The sequence below is a fragment of the Pontibacter rufus genome, assembly GCF_015694705.1.
Lineage (GTDB): Bacteria > Bacteroidota > Bacteroidia > Cytophagales > Hymenobacteraceae > Pontibacter > Pontibacter rufus.
Map to the genome: position 1 here is coordinate 1 of NZ_JADQDR010000021.1, position 10,525 is coordinate 10,525.

At 36.8% G+C, this 10,525-nt stretch carries 17 protein-coding genes; all 17 read left to right on the forward strand.

The genetic code is table 11. The annotated features are described in order from the left end of the window. Positions 1-525 (forward strand): hypothetical protein (locus I2I11_RS21085; protein WP_230680545.1); only part of this gene is annotated, 525 nt, incomplete at its 5' end. Between the two features lie 89 nt (positions 526-614). Beyond that, positions 615-1,196 carry a hypothetical protein gene (locus tag I2I11_RS21090; protein WP_196269744.1) on the forward strand — a complete coding sequence of 194 codons (582 nt, stop codon included), beginning with the start codon at positions 615-617 and terminating at the stop codon, positions 1,194-1,196. 53 nt (positions 1,197-1,249) lie between these two features. Continuing rightward, complete coding sequence (locus I2I11_RS21095; RefSeq protein WP_196269745.1) at positions 1,250-1,720, forward strand: DUF6756 family protein; 471 nt, start codon at positions 1,250-1,252, stop codon at positions 1,718-1,720. A gap of 63 nt (positions 1,721-1,783) precedes the next feature. Next, positions 1,784-2,269 carry a hypothetical protein gene (locus I2I11_RS21100; protein WP_196269746.1) on the forward strand — a complete coding sequence of 162 codons (486 nt, stop codon included), beginning with the start codon at positions 1,784-1,786 and terminating at the stop codon, positions 2,267-2,269. 168 nt (positions 2,270-2,437) lie between these two features. Then, positions 2,438-2,944: a hypothetical protein gene (locus tag I2I11_RS21105; protein ID WP_196269747.1), complete on the forward strand. Its 507-nt coding sequence runs from the start codon at positions 2,438-2,440 to the stop codon at positions 2,942-2,944. Positions 2,945-3,104: 160 nt separating this feature from the next. Next, the gene (locus tag I2I11_RS21110; RefSeq protein WP_196269748.1) at positions 3,105-3,497 is read left to right on the forward strand and encodes a hypothetical protein; all 393 of its coding nucleotides are present in this window, start codon (positions 3,105-3,107) and stop codon (positions 3,495-3,497) included. An 87-nt stretch (positions 3,498-3,584) separates the two neighbouring features. Continuing rightward, on the forward strand, positions 3,585-4,247 hold the full coding sequence (locus I2I11_RS21115; RefSeq protein ID WP_196269749.1) for a hypothetical protein: 663 nt from the start codon (positions 3,585-3,587) through the stop codon (positions 4,245-4,247). A gap of 51 nt (positions 4,248-4,298) precedes the next feature. Next, positions 4,299-4,733 carry a DUF4279 domain-containing protein gene (locus I2I11_RS21120; protein WP_196269750.1) on the forward strand — a complete coding sequence of 145 codons (435 nt, stop codon included), beginning with the start codon at positions 4,299-4,301 and terminating at the stop codon, positions 4,731-4,733. 96 nt (positions 4,734-4,829) lie between these two features. After that, the gene (locus I2I11_RS21125; RefSeq protein ID WP_196269751.1) at positions 4,830-5,393 is read left to right on the forward strand and encodes a hypothetical protein; all 564 of its coding nucleotides are present in this window, start codon (positions 4,830-4,832) and stop codon (positions 5,391-5,393) included. 92 nt (positions 5,394-5,485) lie between these two features. Further along, a complete protein-coding gene (locus tag I2I11_RS21130) occupies positions 5,486-5,854 on the forward strand; it encodes a hypothetical protein (protein ID WP_196269752.1) in 369 nt (122 codons plus the stop codon). Positions 5,855-5,954: 100 nt separating this feature from the next. After that, positions 5,955-6,923: a DUF6843 domain-containing protein gene (locus I2I11_RS21135; protein WP_196269753.1), complete on the forward strand. Its 969-nt coding sequence runs from the start codon at positions 5,955-5,957 to the stop codon at positions 6,921-6,923. A gap of 71 nt (positions 6,924-6,994) precedes the next feature. Continuing rightward, the gene (locus tag I2I11_RS21140) at positions 6,995-7,489 is read left to right on the forward strand and encodes a PH domain-containing protein (RefSeq protein ID WP_196269754.1); all 495 of its coding nucleotides are present in this window, start codon (positions 6,995-6,997) and stop codon (positions 7,487-7,489) included. A 90-nt stretch (positions 7,490-7,579) separates the two neighbouring features. Then, positions 7,580-7,933, forward strand: coding sequence for a hypothetical protein (locus I2I11_RS21145; protein WP_196269755.1), 354 nt, complete (start codon positions 7,580-7,582; stop codon positions 7,931-7,933). A gap of 189 nt (positions 7,934-8,122) precedes the next feature. Further along, the gene (locus tag I2I11_RS21150; protein WP_196269756.1) at positions 8,123-8,734 is read left to right on the forward strand and encodes a hypothetical protein; all 612 of its coding nucleotides are present in this window, start codon (positions 8,123-8,125) and stop codon (positions 8,732-8,734) included. A gap of 81 nt (positions 8,735-8,815) precedes the next feature. Further along, positions 8,816-9,025 carry a hypothetical protein gene (locus I2I11_RS21155; protein WP_196269757.1) on the forward strand — a complete coding sequence of 70 codons (210 nt, stop codon included), beginning with the start codon at positions 8,816-8,818 and terminating at the stop codon, positions 9,023-9,025. Positions 9,026-9,295: 270 nt separating this feature from the next. Continuing rightward, positions 9,296-9,820 carry a hypothetical protein gene (locus I2I11_RS21160; RefSeq protein ID WP_196269758.1) on the forward strand — a complete coding sequence of 175 codons (525 nt, stop codon included), beginning with the start codon at positions 9,296-9,298 and terminating at the stop codon, positions 9,818-9,820. A 97-nt stretch (positions 9,821-9,917) separates the two neighbouring features. Then, the gene (locus I2I11_RS21165) at positions 9,918-10,385 is read left to right on the forward strand and encodes an SMI1/KNR4 family protein (RefSeq protein ID WP_196269759.1); all 468 of its coding nucleotides are present in this window, start codon (positions 9,918-9,920) and stop codon (positions 10,383-10,385) included. The last annotated feature ends 140 nt before the right edge of the window (positions 10,386-10,525 follow it).

A 10,525-nucleotide genomic window follows, 5' to 3' on the forward strand; every position in this document is an offset into this window, starting at 1 on the left:
GAAAAACTTTGGCTAACAAAGCACATGAGCAAAGCTGCGGCTACGCCTTGCTCACCTCATGTACGAGTAACGTTAGCCAAAACTGAAATGATTGAAAAAAGAAGATACTGGTTTATAGCTTTCTTTCTACTTCTTGATTTGGCTGCCTTTGGTCAAGTAAAAAGAAAAGACCTTATAGGAGAATGGACTACTAATAACAGCGATAGCCTATACTATAAATCAGAATTCATCGAACTATATCAGGACGCTAACTTTCGCTTTGGTTTAAAGACCTGTAACCTGGTTGAGTGGAGAGTAGGAAAGCAAAAGTTTTCCTTAGTCGACATCTATACTTGTACAGAACCTGCCAGGGAAAGCTTCTCTAATGAAAAAGAGACGCTTAAATTAATAAATAAGGGCAGTCAACAATTTCTTGAAGTCAATAAAGGAATTGAATCAGCCACCTTTCTGATTCTGGACTTACAGGGAAGAAAAGTCGACAGGTATCCATGCAACATCAAGGTGCTGAAATTAAAAAGAATCTAAAAACAGGATTGGCTAACAAAGCACAGGCTTAAGCTTCGGCTGATGCCTCGCCTTAGCCTGTACGAGACCGTTACCCATAATTATAATCAATGAAAAAGTGGTATTTTATACTTGCTATTACCTGCCTGATTAGTTGTACTTCCAGCCATGACAAGGTACAGGAACTTGAAAGAGCAAATGCGAGCAAAGAAGCCACCATTGACAGCCTGCAAAAAGTGTTAGCAGGTACAGAAATAAGAGTTACAGAACTAGATGAACAGGAGAGCTTCTCTTCTTTTCCTGTTACGGCCAAACTATATGATAAAATAGGTTCTTCAGAAATTAAAGATTTTGAATTTGCTGAAGTACTTGCTATTGCGGAAGCGGATACAGCGTTCGGCTCAAATGATTATGAAGTTCGGGTCTACTTAGCCTGTAATGGACCAGCTGACCCAGATATAGATGAATGCAATTGTTCACACTATGCTTATGTAACTACAGGTACTTATGACTTGCCAAATGATTACAAACTATTCAAGGTAGGACCGTTCTTTATGCCTAAATTCAGTAAGTGGGGAGGCACAAAAGAGCAACCAGAATTAACAATAGAACATCAAGTGAAAGGAAAAGCAGAAAAGACAGTAATCAAGGTGCTGAATTTTGAAAGAATAACTTTGGGTAACAAGAGCTAAAAAATACTGAAGCACTTTTTAGCAGAGCCGTTAGGCTTTATAGACATCATAAAATGTTCTGGAAAGACAAAATTGACATTCTAAAGAAGAAGCACTCATCCTCTGATTTCAGAGTGCCTTTCTCTGACTGGTCAGGGATCTTAAAGAACATTGAAAACAGATTTGTGATAAAGGAAAACGCCAGTTACTCCTTTAGTAATTGGGCTGACAGAATAAAAAACAAGGAGTTAGTTGTAGAAACATCTCTTAACGTAGTGCAGGAGTATATAGAAAAACTGAATAAAAGTCAGAACTACTGGGTTGTTCTTCCATCGGGGCAGGAGCCAACTTCAAAGCATATGGTTTATGAAGGTAAGCCTTCCGTTATTTTAGAAATAGCTAACATATCCAGGTCAGACTTCTTTATAGGGGAGAAGAAGTACAGTTGGTTTGCCTACTTTAACTGCGACAGGGAAACAAACACACTTAATGTTTATAAATCGGGTAACAAAGCGACTCCTTTTGAAGAAATAAAAACCACATAGCCTAACCCAAGCTAAACCACACCAAGGCGTGCTTTAGCCAAACCGTTGGGGGTAAGCTAAAAAATGAAAATGAATTCGTTTGAGCATTTAATGGGTAAAAAAATTACAAAGATTCAAAGGATTGACTTCCAATCCGATTATGAGTTTTATAGTCCCTATGCAATCATACTTTCCCTTGAAGGTCAATTTGAAAAACTTGTTTTGGCAGCAACTAATGACGGAAACTCGATGGATTTAAAATTAACAACCGAATTTTCAATAGAAGCTGATTTTGGACTTGATTTTAGTGAGCATGTACTTAATGAACTAAAGGCAGAAGATGAATTGAATCAATTTGTTAACCAAAGAATTGAAAACATCAGGATTGCTGAATTCTTAGAACCTGTCATAGAAGGAAACGGATTTCTAATTAAGCAAGGAAATATTGCTGGAGTAGAAGTAAAAACTGAAAAACATAAACTTCTCTTTAAAAATATTCATGGAGGTTGGCTTGATATCGACAATGTTTTAGCTCAATTACCAAATCCTGAAAGGTGGACCTGGAAATAAAAAGCCTTCCCCAACCACGTGTAAACGTCATGCTTCGGCCGACGGCCTCGCTCGTCGTTTACACAAGACCGTTATGGGTAATCCTAATAATAGAAACTGAAATTGACAGAAAAGAAATGATATGCAATTCTAGAATCATTGCCAGCATACGGGCCAATGTATATACCCGTGACTGATGATGGCGAACCTTTCTATTCAGAAGGATTTGCAGTTCGATTTTTCAAATCAGACGGTACTGAATGGGTTGCTAATTTCAAACCTGGCTGGACAGGCCTCAATAAAGTATTTGAATTAAAGAACAGTCCAAACATATTAGTAATTGCTGGCGGGACTTGTTATATAATGAATCCAGACCAAACAAAACCTATTTCAGTCTTCGGTAACGGCTATGTTGATTTTTTTGTGAATCAAGACGGCCAACTCATCCTACAAGACCAAATAGACCTGACCATCATTGAAACCGATGGAGAGTATTGGGATACCGAAAGAATTTCTTGGGACGGATTAAAAGGCCTTAAACTTGAAAACAATGTAGTTACTGGACTTTCTTATGACCCAATGAATGACGCAGACGAATGGGTTGAATTTACCTATAATATTGACTCAAAAATATTAACAGGTGGCAGCTATAACAGATATAATATTGAGAAAAAACCTTGGTGGAAAATATGGTAAGCAAGAAAGGTCTGCCCATAACCACAGCTAAACTTTAGCTACGCCATCGTTTAGCCTAACCGTTATATGCCATTTTAGGACAACACCCGTTAACAATGACACAGGAAAGAAAAGGTAAGAGCAATTTTTCCTAAAAGACAGAATTTAGTTGTTAAGAAAAATGAAAGACAGCAATTCAATATACCAAATCACCTTACTTAAAGTAATTATTGCCTTATATTTATTATACATAACATTAAATTCTCTAGGTAGCAGTGTTAGTTTTTTTCACGACAATGCTGAATTTGGATTTTGGACATATATTAGCTTTTTCATGATTTCAGGGTTTGTCCTGTTTGTTGATATTGCTACTATATCCTTGTTTTGTAAAACGCTAACAGATAAAAACAAAAGAGTTTATATTCTTATATTTCAATCAATAATTTGCGCCGTTGTTTACTTTGGTCTAAACTATATGTTTGAAAATGCAGATAAATGGAATGAAAAGATTATAAATGATAACCAAAACACGGTTGACACTTTACAAACTGATTCCGCTGAAAAACAGCCATAGATATTTATGTCAATTACAAATCACAATACGACCAGTAATGTTGAACTAGGGATGTAATGAGAAGCAAGCAAAATTAAACTTGAAGGAATGCCCAACACTACGCACAGAATAAAAACGGCATATAACATGCGTTTTGCAAAAATGGCGGGTGATGTGGTTCTCGGAAATTTTCTACATTTAACTAAGGTTTGTGCCGGGCGACAAAGTTGTGCTTTCTATCCGCCATCTTCGCAAAGCGCCAAACGTTGGGCCAAACTTATAATGATAAAACTAAAATTCTCAATAGCACTCTTATTCGCTGTTTCTGTCGTGTCTGGTTGCACAGAACCTAAGACAGAGCTTCAGGAAATTCAAGAGAAGTTAGTTGGAACTTGGGAATTGGACAGCATTTTAACCGTGAGACATGGGCTTTGGAAAAGAGGCACTTCTGTTACCTTGACTTTTGTGAATGATGAAAACTTCACTTACGAATGGTGGCAAACAGATGTAGGCGGCAAGTACAATGGTAAATACTTCATCTCAAGCAACCCGAACCGAGGACTGACAACAGTTACACTTATTCCAGATACAGTCAATTTGCGAAACGGAACCTTCAGAAGACCTTACATTAATTTTGATATCATGAAACTTCAGAAAAATAGGTTAGTTACATTAGACCAATCCGAATTCATTGAAAGACAAAATCAACCATCGCTTCTATTCACAGAGAAGAAAATCTATAAGAAAAGCTTAGCCCAACCAAACCTATAGTGCATAAACGCACCATAGCCAAGCCGTTAGCAACAATGCAAAGAACAATAGATGCCAGCAAACGAAAATATAGTAGAGCTTAAGATTTTCGACTTTGATATTGAACATGGGTACATTACTGATAAACTCGGATTAAAGCCGACAAGAGTTTGGGTAAAAGGTGAAGAATACTTTTTTGGTGACAAAGGGGAAGGAATAAAGAAAGCCCGAGAAAACAATTATTGGGAATACAGATTGAACAACATTTCAAATGACTGGATTGGCGACTTTATAGATAAGTTTATTGAGGACATTATTCTTCCAAGAAAGGATGCGCTAAGAAGGATTACAGAACAGTTTCATACAGAACTATCAATTGTTCAATACATATACGACAGTTGTAACCCAGGACTTTATTTCGGCAAAAAGGCAATAAAGGTTCTAAATGACTGCGGACTTGAGTTAAATATTGACCTGTATGTTTTAAGTGAGGCTGACAAAAAATAAAAAGCACAGTTGCTAACAACACCTAAACGTCAATCTTCGGCCGACGGCCTTGTCCGTCGTTTAGCCCAGACGTTGGGTGTCATTATAAAATATGAAATGAAAAAATATATACTCGTTGTTGCTTTAGCCACTTCATTCCTTGGCTGCAAACCTGCACAAAGAATATCACCTGTTGAGGCCGCAAATAAACTTGGCCCTAACCCATACTTCATCATAGACGGACAGGCATCTGATAAATCTGCAATGGAAACAATGGAAGCTGAAGATGTTGCCTCTTTAACAACTTATTTTGGAAAGGACGCAACAAGCCGCTACGGAGACAAGGCTAAAGATGGAGCCGTTGAGATTGAAACTAAAGCATTTGCTAAGGTTAAGTACCAGAAGGTGCTGAAAGAAGCAAGCAGTGATTATAACAAACGACTTGAAGTTGAAGGAAGTGACGACAGTTTCCAATATATCCTAAATGGAAAAGTCTTAACAGATAATTACGCAGGTGACTTGGCCAGTATAACACCCGACTTGTTGAAAGAAGTAAAGGTTGTTTGGGGTGAGGAGCTAAATAGCAATTTCAATGCAAACGGAAAGAGAGCGGTAGTTATCATAGTCGCATCGCCGCCCAAAAATCTCTACAACGGCAAGGAAAAATTCAACCAAAAATAACGTCACCCAACAAGGTATAAACGGCACCTCGGCCGACGGCCTTCGCCATCGTTTATACTAGACGTTATCTTTAATTGCAGTCATAAATAAAGATGAATAAAATCCTTTTAGTCGCTGTAGCTCTATCTTTACAATCATGCCTGTATGACCACACAGATAATATAGAAGAGTTGGGTAGTAACTATTACTATATGGGCGATGGAAGAGAATCTCAAATCTTATTAAGTAGGAATGAAAAGAGAGGTGGTGGTCAAACTATAGTTCCTGAAGAAGTGACTCACTACGATTTTAACTCAGAGTATATCATTGCAAGGAGCATTCAAGACAGGTATAGTAAAGAAATCAAATTCTGGATTATTGACAAAAGGCAAGGAACGCAACCTTTACCGCTTGATTCTATAGAGTTTAATAAGGAGCTTGAAAAGCTAAATCTTGACCTTAAACTGCAACCAAGGAAATAAACTAAGAAGAAAAACAATTTAAGATAACAAGGCACATGCTCAAGCTTCGGCTAACGCCTCGCCTCAGCATGTACAAGACCGTTACAAGCAATTTTAAATAATGAATCGACCAGCAGTAATTAAATTTCTCAGCGGACTGTTACACATATTAGTCTGTTTAATTGCTATTACTGTTATTCTTTATTTGCAAGACTGGTTTGGCAAAGGCGATACATACTCTTTTATTTTTTGGACAGTTCCGCTTGCTGCGGGTATTGCCGTTAGCGGACTTGCAATGCTTGGCCTTGTCCGAATCAGTAACATATTTACCCGCATTTCATTTATTGCACTTGTAGCAGTTTTGCTTTCTATTGGTTGGGCTCTCTGTGTTTCTTTTGTCTTAGGTCCTGTGATTGGAGCCTTTAGTGTTCCTATTCTTTATTTGTGGACTATCGGCAGCTTTGTTCAGCTGTTATTTCTATTTCGATTACCTGTACAAGCCAGCAGACAAGAACTTTCAATAGCTTTAAAGGGCTTACTTATACTTCCAGTAACGTTAGTAGCGGCGACCGTTTCTATATTCCTACTTTCTTTTTTAGGCTCATACTTAACAAGACCAGAAAAGGAAACCTACCTGATTCCAAGCGACTTTGAAGGAGAATTTAGAGTGGTGTATGGTGAAGAGTGCGGTATCAATCCTCCTATTGAAAATGGGAGAAGGGTCTTAACCATACCTGAAAATGGTGTTTTGATAATTCAACCAGAGTTTGAAGCAGGAATAATTGACCATGAGTACTACTTTGTAGATAAGAACGGGAAACGTGAAAAGGTCAGAATGCTCTTGGACTATAATGAGCAGGTTAAAAATTCACATGGTGTGTTGCTGGGTCCATCAGGAAGTATGGCTGGTGAAATGCCAGACGGAAGCTCCTCAAGCGAGTCTCCCTTAGCGATTCACTTTACTGACTTTACTGTTTTCAATAAGGATACTGTGAGAAGGAGTGAAAGAGATGAATTCAAGTTCCAGCAACGATTTGATTCTTTGACAACCGCTTTAGTAGATGAATGCAGAAAGAAAAAAAGCTTATAACCCTGCACAGGCTTTAAGCTAGGCTATGCCTCGCTCATAGCCTGTACTAACCGTTGGGCGACATTTAAACAATGAAACAAGACACATCATATAAATACATTTATGCTATTAAAAATAGACAGGTCTACAATATTGTTCTAGGTATTGGAATGATTGGGTTTGCTGTTTTTCTTTTCTTTTATTTCAACACAGACACAACTCGCATAGTTCTTATTACAGTTATCTCAGTATTGGGCATAATTCCACTTTTAATCTCACTTCACTATTATATAGTAAGCAGAGAAGTGGAAATTACAATTCATACTGATAAAGACCTTGTTGAAATAAGCCGAAGAGGAGAATATTTCACATTCACAATAGATGATATAAAATCGGTTGAAATTCACGAACATAAAGGATTGGGGCTCTATGAATTTGATTTTGACTATGCGAAGTATAATCTCAAAGATGGAAAATTCTTTGTCGCTACAAGTTATATGACTGGCGAGTACTACATTCCGAAAGGCATAGAACCAAAACTGACAAAGGAGTTTTTTTCAATAATATGGAGGGGAACAAATATTTAAGGAATAATAAAACGGAGCCCAACAACAGCTATAGTGCATAAACGCACCATAGCCCAACCGTTAGGCGACAGCTTTAAGAACGACAGCAAAATGAAGCAGATAATATTATTATTGACATCTCTTACTTATGTTATACTTACTTCGTGTGATAATTCTGCTGGAAGAAAGAAGTTAGACTTAACAACAATAGAAAATGAAGAAATACTTATTGAAAATTATAGAATAAGTGAAATAACTACAATCCACCAATTCGTTGATATAACTGATAAAAGGTGGGATAAAGTGGAGAGAATACTTGAAGCTAATGATGGTTCTGTTGACAGTATTTTTATAAGCCAAGATACATTGTACCTACAGAAGACTTCAGAACAACCCATAATCTATGACTTAGCATTAATCAAATTCGGATACAAAATAATTCTTTTAGAACCTAACAAGGAGTAACAAAAGCCGCTCGCCTAACAGCAGCTTTATAAAAGCAGGGCGGATGAATATTAATATTGATGAAACAGATTATCTTAAATCAACAGCGGAAAGTAATTGAAGCATCCGAATATAATTCCCTGCCTTCATAAAGCTGAAAAACGTTAGGCGGCAATTGTAATTATACAAAAGGTAACAAAGTAGATAAGAATGATACGTGTTGCATTTATACTCATGCTTTTTGCTTTGTTAGCCACACCCTCAAAAGGACAAGTGGTGGAAGGGAAGGTAAAAAGCTATGTTGACAGTCTGAAAGCAAACGGTATTGAGACTTTTCTAATTTATACCTATTATAGTTCTGGAAAACTTCCAGCTATCAATCCCTGCGATTCTGAAGAAAGCCAGTACTTGTTTTGGGGTTCAGCTAAACAGGCGTTTGTCAAGAAGTTTGACAAGTGCAGTAGTCATGAGCCTGTTAAGCTAACAGATGTCAATCCTCTTGATTTCTATGCTCTTAACAGATTAAGAATAGAGAAGGAGAAAATAAAAGCTCCAACTAAGTTAGTCAAAGCTAAAGGAAGTAGAACTGAAGAAGTCTCATTTGTAAGTCACTCTTACTTCCATAAATTCAGATTTCTCAATCAAGATATCCTGACGGAGAAGGTAATAAGCAGTTATGCATTGAATCTTGAAACCTTCGATGATGGGAAGCCAAACATCTACTACAAGCGAAATCAAAGTACTAAGACCAAAGAACTTGTTGATATGACTACGAAAGCAGTAAAGAAGATAGAAGCAGTTACCAATAATAGAATTAAATAAATCAGTGCCTAACAAAGTATAGCAGTACGGTTTGCTGACGCTTCTCCATTCTGCTATACCAACACGTTAGCCAAAATTTACATGGATAATCAATTGACATATATATTACTCGGTGGAATTAGCCAACTAATTCTTTGGCTTTCTTACAAAACACTTAAAAACCCAAAAATCTATCTTGCACTCCTTGGACTGACAATTTTGATTGCCTTTTTTGGCTATTTGAATATTGAAAGAGAAGCACTAAAAATGGCAATGCAGCAGAATGGACTTTTTTTCCATTACTATTTATGATTTATTATTGGATATTTAGACAACTATTCTTAAAAACATTTAAAAATGAACCATTAATGACAGGCTATATGCAGACAAGTTGGGAACAAGGTGAATATAGACGTTTACATATGGGAGACGCTATGTCTACAATACTGACTTTGATTTTACCATTTCTAACAACTTTAATATTCTAAAAATAAAAAACTTTGGCTAACAATGCATAAACGCCAGCATCGGCCGACGGCCTCCGCCGCCGTTTATACTAACCGTTGTGGCATATAGAAATTTATGAAAACAGAATTGAAACCTGCCTTTCCTACATATCCTTTCTTTGTAGCAATATTCTTTATAGGAATGGGCGGTTTCCTTTTTACAAGTCCATTTCTGGATACAAAGATGACAGTGCTAGCTATATTTATGCTGTCACTTGGAATAACTTGCTTCTACTTTATAGAAGATTCATATAAAAGAATAAAAATTGAAGGAGAGCAAATAAACTTGACTGGATATTTTTCAATAATCAGACAAAACTTAAAGATATCAGATGTAATAGGATATGAACTACACCAGAAGGTTCATCAGCATCTGGGACTGCATAATGAAGTTCAACTTTCTACTAGTAATGGGAAGAAGATTAAGTTTAAAAGAGAAGCATACCCAGATTATAATAAATTAGAAGAATTTATCGGAGCGAACTTCGCATTTTTGGAACATAAACCTATGCAATATGGTCAACTATTAGGCAAGTGGATTCCAATATTAATGACTATATCTGGAATTTTGGCCGGTATAGTTGGCTTACTAAAATTATAAAATAGAAGAACTACAAGCCACAACAAAACCTAAACGTCAGCCTTGGCCGATGGCCTCGCCCGCCGTTTAGCCAAACCGTTAGGTAAAATTATAAGTAATGAATCAATTCAAGGAGCTGTTCGGACGATTGAAGGAAAAATCAGATGAATTGGGAATTGTACTTAGTAAACCTGCCACAGAAGAAGAACTTTTTAAACTGGAGGAATCTGTTAATCAGAAACTTCCTAAAGATATTCTCGACTTCTACAGTTTCAGCAACGGATTTGAATCAGACGACTTTATTTTTCGTGCAATTCCAATTTCAGAAATACTTGATTATAAAGCAGAATTAGAAACATCTTCTTTTTACTTTGCCGAATACATGATATACAGCGACTCATGGGCTATTCATCTAAAAAGTGAAAGAGAATATTCAATTGAAAATGGAAACCATGGAACTGAAGAAGAAGTGATACTCACTCAATCACTTTATGAATTTATAGAAAAGTACATTACAGGAGAAGGTATATTCGGGGACAATGGGCTTTATAGTTGGTATGAAAATATCAAAAAAGAAGAAAAATAACTTTACCTAACATTGCATAAACGTCACCCTTCGGCCGACGGCCTCGCGCGTCGTTTATACGAGACCGTCAGACTGTCTAATAACTTCTTCTATTTTGCAACTTTCATTGGGCTAAGTGGCTAAAGAGTAAGACAGTATAG

Coding starts and splice junctions, on each gene's coding strand:
- I2I11_RS21140 (WP_196269754.1), top strand. CDS start 6,995: ATGAAACAAGACACATCATATAAATACATTTATGCTATTAAAAATAGA.
- I2I11_RS21115 (WP_196269749.1), top strand. CDS start 3,585: ATGCCCAACACTACGCACAGAATAAAAACGGCATATAACATGCGTTTT.
- I2I11_RS21110 (WP_196269748.1), top strand. CDS start 3,105: ATGAAAGACAGCAATTCAATATACCAAATCACCTTACTTAAAGTAATT.
- I2I11_RS21155 (WP_196269757.1), top strand. CDS start 8,816: ATGGATAATCAATTGACATATATATTACTCGGTGGAATTAGCCAACTA.
- I2I11_RS21150 (WP_196269756.1), top strand. CDS start 8,123: ATGATACGTGTTGCATTTATACTCATGCTTTTTGCTTTGTTAGCCACA.
- I2I11_RS21145 (WP_196269755.1), top strand. CDS start 7,580: ATGAAGCAGATAATATTATTATTGACATCTCTTACTTATGTTATACTT.
- I2I11_RS21090 (WP_196269744.1), top strand. CDS start 615: ATGAAAAAGTGGTATTTTATACTTGCTATTACCTGCCTGATTAGTTGT.
- I2I11_RS21135 (WP_196269753.1), top strand. CDS start 5,955: ATGAATCGACCAGCAGTAATTAAATTTCTCAGCGGACTGTTACACATA.
- I2I11_RS21130 (WP_196269752.1), top strand. CDS start 5,486: ATGAATAAAATCCTTTTAGTCGCTGTAGCTCTATCTTTACAATCATGC.
- I2I11_RS21165 (WP_196269759.1), top strand. CDS start 9,918: ATGAATCAATTCAAGGAGCTGTTCGGACGATTGAAGGAAAAATCAGAT.
- I2I11_RS21120 (WP_196269750.1), top strand. CDS start 4,299: ATGCCAGCAAACGAAAATATAGTAGAGCTTAAGATTTTCGACTTTGAT.
- I2I11_RS21100 (WP_196269746.1), top strand. CDS start 1,784: ATGAAAATGAATTCGTTTGAGCATTTAATGGGTAAAAAAATTACAAAG.
- I2I11_RS21160 (WP_196269758.1), top strand. CDS start 9,296: ATGAAAACAGAATTGAAACCTGCCTTTCCTACATATCCTTTCTTTGTA.
- I2I11_RS21125 (WP_196269751.1), top strand. CDS start 4,830: ATGAAAAAATATATACTCGTTGTTGCTTTAGCCACTTCATTCCTTGGC.
- I2I11_RS21095 (WP_196269745.1), top strand. CDS start 1,250: ATGTTCTGGAAAGACAAAATTGACATTCTAAAGAAGAAGCACTCATCC.